The organism is Sphingomonas sp. PP-CE-3G-477, from assembly GCF_003050745.1.
Taxonomy (GTDB): domain Bacteria; phylum Pseudomonadota; class Alphaproteobacteria; order Sphingomonadales; family Sphingomonadaceae; genus Sphingomonas.
The window spans coordinates 859,327-873,905 of sequence record NZ_QAOF01000001.1; the positions used below are offsets into that span (position 1 = coordinate 859,327).

Below are 14,579 nucleotides of genomic sequence, written 5' to 3' on the forward strand. Positions count from 1 at the left end.
AGCGGCGGGCCTGCTGCTACGCGAACACGTCCCACGGATCGTTGACGACCAGGATCGCATCGCTGCGGGCGAGCGCGAGCAGCGTCAGGCCGTGCTCGCGTGCGTGATCGATCGCCAGGCTGGTCGGTGCGGAGATGCCCACCAGCATCGGCGCACCGACGATCAGTGCCTTGTCGACCATCTCGAAACTGATCCGCGACGTGACGAGGATGAAGCCGTCGATCGGCTGCCTCGTGATCGCGATGCCGCCGACGAGCTTGTCTAGCGCATTGTGACGGCCGACGTCTTCGTACGCCGCAACGATCCGACCCTCGCGGTCGCAGGCGGCGGCGGCATGGATCGCGCCCGTAGCCGCGTTGAGAGGCTGGTGAGCGCGTAACCCACCCAACGCCGCGAACAGTGCGTCCACAGGCGTATCGGGCTTTGGCGGCGTCCTCGAGACCGGTTTGCGGAGCTGTTCGAGCCCGGAGATCCCGCACAACCCGCAACTCGTGTCGCTGGTCCGGTGGCGGACGCGGTCGTGGATGCGGCCCTTACACCGATCGGACAGCCCGACCCGAACGATCCAGCCGGCCTCCGCCTCGAAGATATCGATGTCGCGCACGTCGTCCGCGCTGTCCGCAAGCCGCTCCGTCAAAAGGAAGCCGGTCGTGAACTCGACCAGGTCGGCGGGCGTCATCATCATCACCGCATAACCAAGCCCGTCGATCTCGATCGCGACGGGGACTTCGACGGCGATGGCGCGCTCGCCCGCGGTAATCGAATCAGGCCGCAGGATCTTGATCGCTTGGTTGCGCGACGTGGTCATAAGGTATTGAGGTCCTGCGGCGTGTTGACGTTCGGAATAGGCGCACCCGCCGGGATCGGGATAGCCCCGATCGCCTCGGCCCAACCGCGCACCGAGCGTCGCGGCACGGTCTCGATATGGGTCAGCAAATTGCCAAGCAATCCCGTCTCCCAATGCCCGAGCACCGGAGCGTCGGGGCAATAGGCGGAGGCACGTCCGGACAGCGCCGTCAGCAACCCATCCGGCAACCACGGCATGTCGCACGCGATCGTCAGCACCGACGTGAATCCGCGCGAGGCCGCATAACCGAGCGCGCCAGCGATGCCCCCCAATGGCCCGATATCCGGACTTGGCAGGTCAGGTATCGCGCCGTCGCGTCCCGCGATCACCGCGGTCTCGACATGAGGCGACAGCAGCGCGCGCGCATGCTCAGCCAGCGCGCGCCCGTCCAACACCGCCATCGCCTTGTCGGACCCGAAGCGCGACGACCTCCCGCCCGCAAGTACGACGCCGAGAATACGCTGCCCGGTCAGCGCGTCTTCTCGATCCGAACCGGCACCGATTTCGCTGCCGGAACATGGCTTTCGCGAGCATGGTGAGCAACCGGTATGAGCAGATTGCACTCGGGGTAATAGGCGCCAAGGCAACCCTCGGGGATCGCATATTCGACCACGCGCAGCTTGTTCAGGCGGCGATCCGAATTGCCACCCGCATCGCCGACCAGATCGACGTCGTCGCCATCGGTGATCCCCATACGGATCATGTCGCTGCGGTTCATGAACACGATGTCGCGCGTACCCTTCACGCCGCGGAAACGGTCGTGATAGCCATAGACGGTCGTGTTGAACTGGTCGTTCGACCGCAGCGTCATGAGGCGGAAACGGCCGTCCGCCTCCTCGAACCCCGTGACGTTCAGCGCCTGCGGAACGTTGATCTCCGCCTTGCCGCTCTTCGTCTTCCATTCGCGGTGCGCCGCAGGCACGCCCTTCCAGAAGCCACCGGGCGTGAACATCTGGTCGTTGAAGTTCTTGAACAGGTCCGGATACGTCACCTCGATCGCATCGCGAACGCGCGCGTAATCACGCACCCACGCATCCCAATCGAGCTTCGGATTGGGCGCGAGCGTCGCTTTGGCGATTCCCGCGACGATCGCTGGCTCGGACAGCAACGTCTCGGACGCTGGCGTAGCCTTGCCCTTCGAGCCGTAAATCTGGCTGAACGAATCCTCGATCGACACGCTCTGCGGCCCGGTGCCCTGCATGTCGGTCTCGATCCGGCCGAGGCAGGGTAGCAAATACGACGTCTCGCCAGGCAGCAGGTGCGAGCGGTTGAGCTTGGTCGCGATATGCACCGTCAGGTCCAACGCGCGCCACTTCGGCTCCATCCGCGCATGATCCGGGATCGCCCGCACGAAATTGCCGCCAAGCCCGACGAACGCCTGCGCGCTGCCGTCGAGCACCGCTTCGCACGCCTCGACCGTATCCCAACCCTTCTCGCGCGGCGGCTCGAAGCCATATTGCTCGGCAAGCTTGTCGAGCGGCGCGAGTTCGGGCTTCTCGGTGATGCCCACGGTGCGCTGGCCCTGGACGTTCGAATGACCACGGACCGGCCCCATGCCCGCACCCGGCTTGCCGATATTCCCACGCAGCAGCATCAAATTGACGACCATGTGAACGTTGTCGATCCCGCCGACATGCTGCGTCAGCCCCATGCCGTACACCGCGATAACCGCCTTCGACTTGGCATAGACCTTCGCCGCCGCCTCGATCTCGGTGCGGGGCAGGCCGCTCTCATGCTCGATCGTCGACCATTCGGTCGCGCGTGCGACATCAGCGAACGCCTCGAACCCGGTCGTGTGCTCGGCTAGGAATGCGTGGTCTAGCACCGGCAGGCCGTTGATCCGCTTGGCGTTGTCGTCGGCCTCGATCAGATACTTGCACATCCCCATGATCGCGCCGACGTCGCCGCCGGTCTTCAGCTGATGGTATTGAGAGGCGATCGGCGTCGACTTGCCGGTCACCATTTCGATCGGGTTCTGCGGATCCTGGAATTTCTCCAGCCCGCGCTCCTTGAGCGGGTTGAACACGACGATCTCGACCCCGCGCTTCGCACAATCGCGCAGCGGATGCAGGAATCGCGGGCTGTTCACCCCGGGGTTCTGCCCGAAGTAGAAGATCGCGTCGCACTTCTCATAGTCCGACAGGTGGATCGTGCCGACCGCGGAGCCGATCGCCGACTTCAGCCCGACCGAAGTCGTCTCGTGGCACATGTTCGAGCTGTCGGGCAGGTTCTGGCTGCCATACATCCGCGCGAGCAGGCTATACATGTACGACGTCTCGAGGCTGGCACGGCCCGACGCGTAGAAGATCACTTTGGTCGGATCATAGGTCTTCAGCTTGGCGCCAATGCCCGCGAACGCCTCGTCCCAGCTGCACGCCGCATATTTGTCGGTCGCGGCATCATACTTCAGCGGATGCGTGAGCCGCCCGGCCTGTTCGAGATCGTAATCCTTCCAGCCGATCAGTTCGCTGACCGTATGCTGCTCAAAGAACGCTGGCGTCACCCGGAACGAGGTCAGCTCCCACGCCGTCGCCTTCGCCCCGTTCTCACAGAACTCCGCAACATGCGGATGCGCCGGCTTGCCCCAAGCGCAACTCACACACGCGAACCCATCCGGCTTGTTCTGCCGGGCCAGTTCGCGGATCACTTCCGGCCCGACCTTCTCGCGCGCGGAAATCTCGACGAGCGACTTCATCGAACCCCAGCCGCCTGCCGGTGCGGTGTAATCCTCGATCTCTACGGTCCGGTCGTCGCTCATGCTCATCTCCGCTTTTGTCGTCCAACGCAGTGGCAAAGCTTTCGATGCAGGCGGCACAGATTTACCGGCGGTTCAAATCCGGCCGCGCATCCCCTAGATGCACTCTCGAATCTCCAAGGAACTCCGATGACGACGCACACGACCCGCATGCTTATCCTCGGCTCGGGCCCGGCCGGGCTCTCCGCCGCGATCTATGGCGCGCGTGCCGGGATGGCGCCGATCGTCGTGCAGGGCATCCAGCCCGGTGGCCAGCTGACCACGACCACCGATGTCGAGAATTATCCCGGCTTCAAGGACGTGATCCAGGGCCCGTGGCTGATGGAGCAGATGACGGCGCAGGCCGAGCACGTCGGCACGCGGATGATGTGGGACACCGTCACGCAGGTCGACCTGACCAGCCGCCCGTTCCGCCTGATCGGCGACAGCGGCGACGTGTACGAGGGCGACACGCTGGTGATCGCCACCGGCGCGCAGGCGAAGTGGCTCGGCATCGACAGCGAGGAGCCGATGAAGGGCAAGGGCGTCAGCGCCTGCGCGACCTGCGACGGGTTCTTCTACCGCGGCAAGAAGGTCGCCGTCATCGGCGGCGGCAACACCGCGGTCGAGGAGGCGCTGTACCTCACCAACCATTCGCCCGACGTGACGCTGATCCACCGCCGCGATTCGCTGCGCTCGGAGAAGATCCTCCAGGAACGCCTGTTCGCGCACAAGGGCGTGACGGTGCTCTGGAACAAGGAGGTGCGCGAGTTCGTCGATGGCGGCGGCAATGCAGGGCTGGTCGCGCTGGAGCTCGAGGACACGGTCACCGGCGAGCGCTCGCGGCTTGCGGTCGATGGCGGGTTCGTGGCGATCGGGCATCATCCGGCGACGGAGCTGTTCCGCGGCCATATCGATCTCGATTCGGACGGGTACATCTCGGTCGAGACCGGTTCGACGCGGACCAGCGTCGAGGGTGTGTTCGCGTGCGGGGACGTGGCGGACAAGGTGTATCGGCAGGCGGTGACCGCGGCTGGCACGGGCTGCATGGCGGCGCTGGACGCCGAGCGGTTCCTGGCGGCGGCCGAGTTTGCGGAGCTGGCCGAAGCCGCGGAATAATGCCCGCGTCCTTCGTCATCGTCATCCTGACGAAAGTCAGGATCCAGCTTTCCAAACGATAGCGGTTATGGCTCTGGCCCTGCGTTCACCAGGACCAGAGTAGCTACTCCTGCGCCATCCCGTCGACGATCGCGGCGTGGAGCGCTGCGGCGTTCTCCGCCCCGGCAAAGCTATGGGATGCCGTGTCGAACCGCTTCACTTTTACGCCACCGCGATACCGTGCGGCAAAGGCGATCGCGGTCGCGTCGCCCGTCGCAAGGACGATGGCGGCGTCGTCTCGCCAGCCGTCAAGTGCGGTCAAGACGTTGGTCGCTAGTGAAGCACGCTCTTCAGTCTTGGCGGTCACAACCCTCTTCAAGCCCCTGAGAAGCTTGGTAAAGCTGACCTGTCCTGTCAGCGCGCGTCGCCAGGTTGCGGGGTCGCGAAGCGCGCTGTGATAGCGGGCTCGGATGGCGGCGGCGGGGGGCAGGTCGTCGATCGGTTGCACGACCCAGGGGTTGGCCACGATGATCCGGTCGATCCCCGCCGGCCGTCCGAACAGCGCGATCGTGCTGGCCGCGTCACAATTGCCGAAAGCGACCAACCGGCTGACCCCCGGTGCCGCGCGGCGGAACGCGGCTGCGGCTGCGATCAGGTCAGGTTCGGCGCTAAGGAAGCCTTTATTGTCGCCCGTCGAATCGCCCACGCCGCGGCGGTCGTAACGGAACACGGGTATGCCAGCGGCGGCCAGTCGATGCGCCAGCATCGCCATCCCGCGATGTGCACCGCTGCGGATTTCATTGCCGCCGGACACGATGAGCAGTCCTGTCGACCCGTCTGCCTCGTCCAGCGTTGCGGCAAGGCTTTCGCCTTCGCAAGCGAACGCGATCAGCGTTCGCATGATGCGATCCAGTGCGAGATGTCGCCGGCAAGTATCTGAGCCAATGCGATATCGTTGTCCGGCTCTAACCGGCGCCACAGGGGCGATGCCACATATTTCACGTCTGCGTCGCGCGGATCGGATTCGAGCCTGACAACGCGCAGGGGGCCCGCTCCAGCATAGGGTTTGGCGTCGTGGAGGTCGGCCAGCATTTCACGGGACAGCGTGTTGCCTGCATAGTCGGTTTCGCTGGCGGGAGCGGAGCGGGAGGTCGCTCGCGTACGGTCCAACTCGCGCAACAGGTCTTCACCGGTTTGCGGGGATAGCTGCCACCGGCCGGCGAGGCCTGCCTCGGTATCGAAGAGCGCGCCGCTTCTTATCGAAATGCCGTAAGTGTTCCGGCCAAGTCGCTGTGCAAGCTCGGTATAGGCTGTCCGCTGGTCGCGGAGTCGCGCTTCGCCGGTGACGACGATGCTCTCGCCGGTGCCGGGGAGATCGGGGAGCACGCTACCGATCCCGAGAACCGCGAGTGCGCGCAAAATCGTGACGAGGAACTGACGGGTGCGGTTCGCTTCCTCGAACAGCGGGAGGGCGGCGATGACGATCGGGTCGGCATCGGCGCCGAACCGCAGCATCGCCTCGCGGCCGCCGCTCCAGTCATAGGTATCGAAGCGCAGGGCGGTCATCCCGGGTGAGGCTAGACCCCCCGTTAAAGCTAGACCAGTGCCTTGCTCGCGGCAAACTGGACGAGTGCGCCGAACGTCTCGAGCATCTCGCCGTCGATCTCGTCGTCCTCGATCAGGATGCCGAGCCGGTCTTCGAGTTCGGTCAGCACGCTTGCCACCGCCATCGAATCGAGCTCGGGCAGCGCGCCGAACAGCGGTGTGTCGGCGGTGAACGCGGCGACACGGTCCGCGCTCAGACCGAGAATATCGGCGAGGACGGCGCGTACCGTCGTTTCGACTTGGGAAGTGCCTTCGAAGATCACGAGCATCGCCTGAACGGTTAGGAACCCGGCCCCGCTAGCGTGTGGGGGTGAATTCGGCAACGGCTTGGCGCTATTAGGGTCGCATGATCGCGCTCGACCCCAAGCCGTACCCTATCGACCACATTGCGCTGCGTGGCGCGCCGGACGCCGTCGCGCTGGTCGACAAGGCGGGCGTGATGACGTTTACCGAGCTCGAGGCGGGGGTCGGTGCATTGGCGGGGTGGCTCGCTGGCCGAGGACTGTCGGCCGGCGACCGCGTCGCGACGTGGCTACCGAAGACGCGCGTCGCCTGCCTGATGCCGCTCGCGGTGGCGCGAGCGGGGCTGGTGCATGTCCCGGTCAACCCACTGCTCCGAAGGGCGCAGGTCGCGCATATCCTGGGGGACAGCGGCGCTCGCCTACTGGTGACCCAAAGCGTGCGGGCCGGGACGCTAAACGATGGCGACGTGCCGGATGGCTGCGCGACCGTGGACGAGGCCGAGCTTCTTTCTCTGTTCCCTCGCGAACGCGGGGGGCTCGGATTGCAAAGCGCAACGCCCGTTATTCCCAACCCCCCGCCTCCGCAGGGGAGCGGAATGATCGGTCCCTCCGACGCCGACCCCGATACCCTGGCCGCGATCCTCTACACGTCCGGCTCCACCGGCCGCCCGAAAGGCGTGATGCTGAGCCACGCAAACCTGTGGCTCGGCGCGATCTCCGTCGCGCACTATCTGAAGCTGGAGCCTGAAGACCGCGTGCTCGGCGTCCTGCCCTTGTCGTTCGACTACGGCCAGAACCAGCTGTTCTCCACATGGGCAGCCGGCGCGTCGGTAGCGCCGCTCGACTATCTGGTCGCACGCGACGTGGTGAAGGCGGTCGAACGGGTCGAGGCGACGACGCTCGCGGGCGTGCCGCCTCTGTGGGTCCAGTTGCTGGAAGCGGAGTGGCCGGCGGAGACCGCCGCTCGGTTGAAGCGCCTGACCAACTCTGGCGGCGCACTGACGCCGCGGCTCGTGCGGGGGCTGCGCGAGCGGTTCCCCGCGGCGGAAGTGTACGCGATGTACGGGCTGACCGAGGCGTTCCGGTCGACCTATCTCGATCCGGCGCTGATCGATACGCATCCCGACGCAATGGGGCGGGCTATCCCGTTTGCAGAGGTTTCGGTGGTGAAGCCCGACGGCACGCGCGCTGCGCCGGGGGAGGCGGGGGAACTCGTGCATTCGGGGCCGCTCGTCGCCCAAGGCTATTGGCAGGACGCGGAGCGGACGGCGCAGCGGTTCCGGCCGGCGCTTAGTGGGGGAGGCATAGCGGTCTGGTCGGGGGATACCGCCGTCGAGGGCGAGGACGGCTTGTTGCGATTCGTCGGCCGCGATGACGAGATGATCAAAAGCGCAGGCAACCGGATCAGCCCGCTCGAAATCGAGGAGGCCGTACTGGCAGGCGGCGAAGCGCGCGAGGCAGTCGCGGTCGGTGTGCCGGACGAGCGATTGGGGCAGGCTATCGTCGTGATGCTGGCGGGGGATGCGAGCGAGGAGACGGCGTTGCGGGCGCGGCTGAGGACTGCTTTGCCGAGCTTCATGCAGCCGGGTGCGTATCTGTGGCGCGACGAATTGCCGCGCAATGCCAATGGGAAGCTGGACAGGTCTGGCATTGCGTCGGAGGTAAAAGCTTGTTCTCCCGCGAAGGCGGGCGTCCAGTCTGGGCTCCAGCCTTCGCGGGGGAACACTGAGGAGCGTGCGTCATGAAACCGATGGGTGCTCTTCCTTCCGAGTTTGTTGCGCAGTCGGGCGCGCTAACGATCGGCGGTCGGCCTGCCGATGGTTGGGCTGTAGAGGCTGGCGACACGCCGCTGTTCGTCTACGACATGGCGATCGTCGCTGCCCGCATCGGGCGGTTTCGTGCGGCGATGTCGGCGATCGATCTCCATTATGCGATTAAGGCGAATCCGCATGCCGACTTGCTCGCCGCGATCGCGCCGCTGGTCGACGGACTGGACGTCGCATCGTCTGGCGAACTGACCAAGGCGATGGCGGTCAAACCGGCTGCCTCGATCAGTTTCGCCGGGCCCGGCAAGCGCGACGACGAACTCGCCGCCGCGATCACCGCCGGCGCCACGCTCAACGTCGAATCGGAAGGCGAGGCGGCACGGGCGTTCGCGATCGGCGACCGCCTCGGGCAAACACCGCGCATGGCGGTCCGCGTGAACCCAGATATCGAACTCCGCGGCTCGGGCATGCGGATGGGCGGTCGCGCGTCGCCGTTCGGGGTCGATGCCGTGCGCGCCGCCGCGCTCGTGAAGGCGATCGTCGCAGCGGGCGCGGACTGGCGCGGGTTTCATATCTACGCCGGCAGCCAGGCGCTCGATGCCGGTGCGATCGTCGAGACGCAGGTGGCGACGATCGCGCTCGCGGCGCGGTTGGCGGAGGAGGCGGGCGCTGCGCCGCCGCTCGTCAACCTCGGCGGCGGCTTCGGCGTGCCGTATTTCGCCGGAGACGTGGCGCTCGACGTAGAGCGGGTCGGCGAGGCGCTGGCCGACGCGCTGGCATCGCGTCCGGCAGTCCTTGGCGAAGCGCGATTCGCGATCGAACTCGGGCGCTGGCTCGTGGCGGAGGCGGGCGTGTACCTGACCCGCGTCGTCGACGTGAAGCAGAGCCAAGGCGAGACCTTCGTCGTCGTCGATGGCGGGCTGAACCACCAGCTCGCCGCGAGCGGCAATTTCGGCACGGTCGTCCGTCGCAATTATCCGATCGCAGTCGCCGCACGGATGGGCCAGGCGCCGACCGAGACCGTATCCGTCGTCGGCCCGCTCTGCACGCCGCTGGACCGGCTTGGCGACAAGATCGCGCTCCCGCCGGTGCAGGTCGGCGAGCTGATCGCGATCTTCATGGCCGGTGCATACGGGGCGAGCGCGAGCCCGAGTGCGTTTCTTGGGCATCCACCGGCGATCGAGATCGTTACTGCTGGATAGCCCGTCGGCGCCGTCTCGAATTGGGGTGTCCCAATCTGGGGCCATTGCCCGCCTGGAGCATGGTTACGGGGCGCTCCTAACGCTATCTTCACCTGTTCCTTGCATAGCCGAGGCTGAGTTTAGCCGACCGCCGGGCAACCGTCGGTTAGCGTCCCGCCAATGTGGCGCCAGGAGAGAAGTGCCCATGCGTTCCGGACCCGTATCGAAATCCCTGCTGACCTTGGGCCTCGTCGGAACGGCGTTGTCCGCCTGTTCGACCACCGGTGGTCGTCCCGAACTACCGCCTGCGTCGTATGTCGCGAACAAGGAGCTGCCGGGCGAGGAATACGTCATTGGCCCGCTCGATCAGCTCAACATCTTCGTCTGGCGCAATCCGGAATTGTCGTCGAAGGTCCAGGTGCGTCCCGACGGCCGGATCACCACGCCGCTGATCAACGACATGCCCGCGGTCGGCAAGACGCCGGCGATCCTGGCGGACGACATGAAGAAGGCGCTGGGGGCCTATATCAAGGACCCGATCGTCTCGGTGATCGTCGAGAATTTCAGCGGCACGTACAGCCAGCAGGTCCGCATCGTCGGCGCGACCGAGAAGCCGGCCTCGATCCCGTACCGTGCCAACATGACCTTGCTGGATGCGATGATCGCGGTCGGTGGGCTCAGCCAATATGCCGCGGGCAACAAGGCGCGGTTGGTGCGCTATGATCGCGAGACCGGCAAGCAGACCGAGTTCGCGTTGCAGATCGGCAATCTGCTCAAGAAGGGCGATTCGTCGGCCAACGTCCGGCTCGAACCCGGCGACGTCATCATCATCCCTGAATCGATGTTCTGACGATGAACGGGATCTACGACGAAGTGCGCATCGCGCTGCATGCGATCTGGACGCGGCGATGGCTGGCGTTGGGCGTGGCGTGGGGCGTGTGCGTGCTCGGCTGGCTGGTCGTGTCGCAGATCCCGAGCCGATATGATTCGACCGCGCGTATCTTCGTCCAGATGCAGACGATCCTGCCGGCGGGAATGGACGGCGTGCCGCAGAGCGTGCCGATGTCCGTCGATACGATCCGGACGACGTTGATCTCCGCGACGAACCTCGAAAAGGTCGTGCGCGGGACCGATCTGGCCAACACCGTGGCGAGCGACAGCGACGTCGCCGATCGCGTTGCGACGCTGGCCCCCAACATCAAGATCGCGTCGCAGCAGGACAATCTGTTCCAGATCACGACGAGCGCCGCGAGCCCGAAGATCGCGCGACAGGTGACGCAGAAGCTGATCGACCTGTTCGTCGAGCAGAACCTTGCGGGGGATCGTTCGAAGACGACGCAGAGCCTGACCTTCCTCGATCAGCAGCTGGCGGCGCGGCAGAAGCAGCTTGCCGATGCCGAGGCCAAGCGCGCCGATTTCCAGAACCGTTATCTTGGCGCTCTGCCCGGTACCGGGTCGGTCAGCGACCGGATCGGTGCGTCGCGGTCGCAGATGGCACAGGTCGACGGCGACCTTGCCGCTGCGCAGTCGAGCCTCGCCGCGGTGCAGGGCCAGATGGCGGGAACGCCGGCGACGGTGCCGGGCGCTGGTGGCGTCGCAGGCGCGGCTGGGCCGGCGCGGGCGCGGTTGCAGGCGATCCAGGGTCAACTCGCCGATGCGCGGGCGCGGGGCTATACCGAGAACCATCCCGACGTGATCGCGCTGAAGAGCCAGCTCGCGGCAGCGACCGCGGCGGCGCGCAGCGAGCCCCTGTCGGGCGGTGCGGCGGCCGGGAACGCGCAGAACCCGCTCTACGCATCGCTACAGTCGATGGTCGCGGATCGCCAGGCTACCGTCGCCTCGCTTCGCATGCGGAAGAGCCAGTTGCAGGGCGACCTAGATCTGCTCAATTCGAAGCTGTCGGGCGATCCCGAGGTTGCCGCCGAGCAAGGGGCGATCGATCGCGACTATCAGGTGCTCAAGGACCAGTATGACGCGTTGCTGCGACAGCGCGAGCAGACCGCGTTGGTCGGTCAGGCGCAGTCGCAGAACGATCATGTGAAGTTCAGCGTGATCGATCCGCCGACGATGCCGCGCACGCCCAGCGCACCCAACCGGATGCTGCTGCTGTCGGGCGTGCTGATCGCAGGGCTTGGCGCGGGGATCGGTGCGGCGTTCGCGATGGGCCAGTTGCGGACGACGTTCCCGACGACGTCGCGGCTCGAAAAGGCGGCGGGGATGCCGGTGATCGGCTCGATCGGCGAAGTCGTGACGCGCGTGCAATCGAGCCAGCGTCGCCGGAAACTGACGATGTTCCTGGGCGGTACCGCCGCGCTGGGCGCCGCCTATGTCCTGTTGCTGGGGGTAGAAATCCTTCAGCGCGGGCTGGCGGCATAAAGGGGGCATGACCGTGACCAAACCCGTCCGCGAACCCTCGCTGCTCGAACGTGCGGCCAAGGTGTATGATTTCGGCGCACATGCGCGCGCACGCGGTGTCGTGGTGCCGGAAGCGCCTGTGGTCGAGACGCCAGTGGTCGACACGACAATAGTCGAGACGCCCGTTGCTGCTCCTGCGGCGTCGCCGGTCGCTCCCGCCGCGCGCGAACCGATCTTTGCGCCGTCCCGCGAGTTCACCGATCCGACGTTCCTTGCTATCCCCGAGGAGCTGCGCGCGCCGATCGGCGACGAACTGCCGGACGAGTTCTACTTCCCCGAAGAGACGGGCGACACCGCGCGGATCGACCGCGGGATGCTCGCGGGCAACGGCATGATCGTGCCCGGTGCACCGGTAGGCCCGCTCGCCGAGGAGTTCCGGCTGATCAAGCGCCAGTTGCTGATCTCCAGCACGCGCATCGCCGAGAGCGACAGCCCAGACAAGGCGCGGATGATACTGGTGTGTTCGGCCCGGCCGGGCGACGGCAAGACGTTCTGCGCGGTCAACCTCGCGCTCTCCATTGCCGCCGAGCGCGATACCGAAGTGCTGCTGGTCGATGCCGACGTCGCCAAGCCCGATGTCGTCAAGCAGCTCGGGCTCGCCGATGGCCCCGGCCTGCTCGATGCGCTGAGCGACGTGCGCGTGGATGTCGAAGACTTCGTGATCCAGACCGACGTGCCGCATCTGTCGATCCTGCCCGCCGGGACCAAGACGACTATGGACACCGAACTGCTCGCCAGCGCGCGCACCAAGGCAGTGATCGCGCGGCTGCTCGAGGCGAACCCGCGCCGTGTCATCATCTTCGATTCGCCGCCCGCGCTCGCGGCATCGCCCGCCGCCGTGCTGGCGATGCGCGTCGGGCAGGTGATGCTCGTCGTCCGCGCCGATCGCACGCCCGAAAACGAACTGCGCGCCGCGGTCAATCTTCTCGACGGGTGCGAGCATATCCAGCTCGTCCTCAACGCGGTATCCTTCGTCCAGGGCGGCGCGCGCTTCGGCAGCTATTACGGCCAGGAGGCCTGATGATGACCCAGCCAACCAGGCTGACGACCCGCGCACTCGCGCTGGCAGGCGGCACCGCCGTGCTGGCAACGCTGCTCGCGGCGCCCGCTGCGGCGCAGGCCGCGCGTCGCGTCACCATCAACCCGTATATCGAGGCCAGCCAGACGCTGTATGCCGATCTGAACGGCGGCGACGTGCTGACCTACACCAGCCTTGCGGCGGGCGTGGATGCCGCGATCGAGACTCAGCGTGTTTCGGGACAGCTCAGCTATCGGTACGAGCGCCGCTTCGGCTGGGGCGACGACCTCGGCGACCAGGATATCCATTCGGGTCTCGCGCGCGTCGACGCCCGAGTCACGCGCAACCTGACGCTCGAAGCCGCCGGCATCGCCACGCGCGCTCGCTCGGACATCCGTGGCGCAGCGCCTGGCTTGCTCGTCGGCAATGTGGACAATGTCAGCCAGCTCTATTCGGTCTTCGCCGGCCCGAGCTTCACCGACACCTTCGGCCCGGTCGTGTTCAACGCGAATTATCGCCTCGGCTATACCAAGGTCGAGACGCCGACCTTCGGCGATACCGCGGTGGGCGGACGGCGGCTCGATTACTACGACGATTCGATCGGCAACACCGCCACCGCCAGCGCCACCGTCGCGCCCGGCAGCATCGCGCCGTTCGGCATCACGCTCAGCGGCGCGTACGACCGCGAGACCGCGAGCCAACTGAAGCAGCGCTACGAAGGCTATTACGGCCGCGGCGACATACTCCAGCCGATATCGCCCTATGTCGCGCTGACCGCGGGCGTCGGCTACGAGACGATCGAGACGAGCCAGAAGGACGCGGTCGTCGATGCGACGGGAACGCCGGTGCTCGATCGCGACGGCCGGTTCATCACCAACGCAGCGTCGCCGCGGCGGATCGCCTACCGTACCGACGGAGTCTATTACGACGCGGGCGTGATCTGGCGGCCCAATCGCCGGACCTCGGTCGAGGCCCATGTCGGCAAGCGATATGGCTCGCTCAGCTATACCGGCACGGCGACGTATCAGGCGTCGCAGTCGGTTGGGCTCTCGGTCAACGTCTATGACGGCGTGCAGACCTTCGGACGCCAGCTCCGCACCGGCATCGGCAATCTGCCAACCAGCTTCCTGACCGGTCAGCAACAGGGCTTCGGCCAGCAGTTCAACGGATGCGTGTTCGGTACCACAGGCGCGGCGCCGGGCGGCTGCCTCAACGACGTGTTCCAGTCGATCTCGACCGCCAGCTACCGTGCGCGCGGCGTCGACGGCGTGATCGTCGCGACCCGTGGCCGATCGACCTTCGGTGCCGGCCTCGGCTATTCCAATCGCAAGCTGTACGCACCCAATTTCGCGCCGGGCATCGTCGTCACCGGCATCGAGGACCAGAGCTATTACGGGCAGCTGTTCTACCAGCGCTCGCTGACGCAGGCGTCTGGCGTCAACGCCGACCTGTTTGCCAATTATTATGATCCCGGCGTGGCCAATATCGCCCCTGAAGACGTTTCTGGTGACGACGGCGTATGGTCGTACGGGGCGACGGGTACATACTACCACAATTTCGGGCGACTCGGCACAACCGCGTCGCTCGGACTTTACAGCTTCAAGGTCGGTGATTTCGACAGCGAATGGTCGGCGCAGGCGCTGATCGGCGCGCGGTACCAGTTCTGAAGGCGA

Annotated in this window: 13 protein-coding genes; 7 read left to right on the forward strand and 6 right to left on the reverse strand. The window is 66.2% G+C overall.

Translation table 11 applies throughout. The features are described 5' to 3' along the window. Nucleotides 1-16: 16 nt before the first annotated feature. The 3 genes from fdhD to C8J45_RS04045 are packed head-to-tail and all read right to left on the reverse strand — an operon-like array spanning nucleotide 17 to nucleotide 3,605. The gene (gene fdhD / locus C8J45_RS04035) at nucleotides 17-808 is read right to left on the reverse strand and encodes a formate dehydrogenase accessory sulfurtransferase FdhD (protein WP_107961938.1); all 792 of its coding nucleotides are present in this window, start codon (nucleotides 806-808) and stop codon (nucleotides 17-19) included. Next, nucleotides 805-1,350, reverse strand: a complete 546-nt coding sequence (locus C8J45_RS04040) for a molybdenum cofactor guanylyltransferase (RefSeq protein WP_308811331.1) — start codon at nucleotides 1,348-1,350, stop codon at nucleotides 805-807. Before C8J45_RS04040 ends, fdhD begins: the two co-directional genes overlap by 4 nt. Then, nucleotides 1,317-3,605 carry an FdhF/YdeP family oxidoreductase gene (locus C8J45_RS04045; RefSeq protein ID WP_107962250.1) on the reverse strand — a complete coding sequence of 763 codons (2,289 nt, stop codon included), beginning with the start codon at nucleotides 3,603-3,605 and terminating at the stop codon, nucleotides 1,317-1,319. The genes C8J45_RS04040 and C8J45_RS04045 overlap by 34 nt, the downstream gene beginning before the upstream one ends. A gap of 126 nt (nucleotides 3,606-3,731) precedes the next feature. Here C8J45_RS04045 and trxB point away from each other — a divergent pair, with 126 nt between their 5' ends. Then, complete coding sequence (gene trxB / locus C8J45_RS04050) at nucleotides 3,732-4,700, forward strand: thioredoxin-disulfide reductase (RefSeq protein WP_107961939.1); 969 nt, start codon at nucleotides 3,732-3,734, stop codon at nucleotides 4,698-4,700. Nucleotides 4,701-4,803: 103 nt separating this feature from the next. Here the strand turns inward: trxB and C8J45_RS04055 are convergent, their stop codons facing one another. From C8J45_RS04055 to C8J45_RS04065, 3 genes are read right to left on the reverse strand one after another with little or no spacing between them, the layout of a single operon-like run. Continuing rightward, the gene (locus tag C8J45_RS04055; protein ID WP_107961940.1) at nucleotides 4,804-5,580 is read right to left on the reverse strand and encodes a hydrolase 1, exosortase A system-associated; all 777 of its coding nucleotides are present in this window, start codon (nucleotides 5,578-5,580) and stop codon (nucleotides 4,804-4,806) included. Continuing rightward, entirely contained in the window at nucleotides 5,568-6,245 is a 678-nt protein-coding gene (locus C8J45_RS04060; protein ID WP_107961941.1) for a hypothetical protein, read from the reverse strand. The genes C8J45_RS04055 and C8J45_RS04060 overlap by 13 nt, the downstream gene beginning before the upstream one ends. Nucleotides 6,246-6,274: 29 nt before the next feature. Next, nucleotides 6,275-6,553, reverse strand: a complete 279-nt coding sequence (locus tag C8J45_RS04065) for an acyl carrier protein (RefSeq protein WP_093397165.1) — start codon at nucleotides 6,551-6,553, stop codon at nucleotides 6,275-6,277. Between the two features lie 77 nt (nucleotides 6,554-6,630). Between C8J45_RS04065 and C8J45_RS04070 the strand changes: the two genes are divergently transcribed. From C8J45_RS04070 to C8J45_RS04095, 6 genes are all read left to right on the forward strand, one after another. Next, a complete protein-coding gene (locus C8J45_RS04070; protein ID WP_181321084.1) occupies nucleotides 6,631-8,271 on the forward strand; it encodes an acyl-CoA ligase (AMP-forming), exosortase A system-associated in 1,641 nt (546 codons plus the stop codon). Next, entirely contained in the window at nucleotides 8,268-9,494 is a 1,227-nt protein-coding gene (locus C8J45_RS04075; protein ID WP_107961942.1) for a pyridoxal-dependent decarboxylase, exosortase A system-associated, read from the forward strand. Before C8J45_RS04070 ends, C8J45_RS04075 begins: the two co-directional genes overlap by 4 nt. Nucleotides 9,495-9,678: 184 nt before the next feature. Beyond that, nucleotides 9,679-10,323, forward strand: coding sequence for an XrtA/PEP-CTERM system exopolysaccharide export protein (locus C8J45_RS04080; protein WP_107961943.1), 645 nt, complete (start codon nucleotides 9,679-9,681; stop codon nucleotides 10,321-10,323). Between the two features lie 2 nt (nucleotides 10,324-10,325). Then, nucleotides 10,326-11,849, forward strand: a complete 1,524-nt coding sequence (locus C8J45_RS04085; RefSeq protein WP_107961944.1) for an XrtA system polysaccharide chain length determinant — start codon at nucleotides 10,326-10,328, stop codon at nucleotides 11,847-11,849. A gap of 7 nt (nucleotides 11,850-11,856) precedes the next feature. Further along, entirely contained in the window at nucleotides 11,857-12,909 is a 1,053-nt protein-coding gene (locus C8J45_RS04090) for an AAA family ATPase (RefSeq protein ID WP_107961945.1), read from the forward strand. Further along, nucleotides 12,909-14,573 carry a hypothetical protein gene (locus C8J45_RS04095; protein ID WP_258191273.1) on the forward strand — a complete coding sequence of 555 codons (1,665 nt, stop codon included), beginning with the start codon at nucleotides 12,909-12,911 and terminating at the stop codon, nucleotides 14,571-14,573. Before C8J45_RS04090 ends, C8J45_RS04095 begins: the two co-directional genes overlap by 1 nt. Nucleotides 14,574-14,579 lie beyond the last annotated feature (6 nt).

Bases quoted from the DNA above. Each gene is read 5' to 3' on its own strand.
- fdhD (WP_107961938.1), bottom strand. From the start codon at position 808: ATGACCACGTCGCGCAACCAAGCGATCAAGATCCTGCGGCCTGATTCG.
- C8J45_RS04045 (WP_107962250.1), bottom strand. From the start codon at position 3,605: ATGAGCGACGACCGGACCGTAGAGATCGAGGATTACACCGCACCGGCA.
- trxB (WP_107961939.1), top strand. From the start codon at position 3,732: ATGACGACGCACACGACCCGCATGCTTATCCTCGGCTCGGGCCCGGCC.
- C8J45_RS04055 (WP_107961940.1), bottom strand. From the start codon at position 5,580: ATGCGAACGCTGATCGCGTTCGCTTGCGAAGGCGAAAGCCTTGCCGCA.
- C8J45_RS04060 (WP_107961941.1), bottom strand. From the start codon at position 6,245: ATGACCGCCCTGCGCTTCGATACCTATGACTGGAGCGGCGGCCGCGAG.
- C8J45_RS04065 (WP_093397165.1), bottom strand. From the start codon at position 6,553: ATGCTCGTGATCTTCGAAGGCACTTCCCAAGTCGAAACGACGGTACGC.
- C8J45_RS04070 (WP_181321084.1), top strand. From the start codon at position 6,631: ATGATCGCGCTCGACCCCAAGCCGTACCCTATCGACCACATTGCGCTG.
- C8J45_RS04075 (WP_107961942.1), top strand. From the start codon at position 8,268: ATGAAACCGATGGGTGCTCTTCCTTCCGAGTTTGTTGCGCAGTCGGGC.
- C8J45_RS04080 (WP_107961943.1), top strand. From the start codon at position 9,679: ATGCGTTCCGGACCCGTATCGAAATCCCTGCTGACCTTGGGCCTCGTC.
- C8J45_RS04085 (WP_107961944.1), top strand. From the start codon at position 10,326: ATGAACGGGATCTACGACGAAGTGCGCATCGCGCTGCATGCGATCTGG.
- C8J45_RS04090 (WP_107961945.1), top strand. From the start codon at position 11,857: ATGACCGTGACCAAACCCGTCCGCGAACCCTCGCTGCTCGAACGTGCG.
- C8J45_RS04095 (WP_258191273.1), top strand. From the start codon at position 12,909: ATGATGACCCAGCCAACCAGGCTGACGACCCGCGCACTCGCGCTGGCA.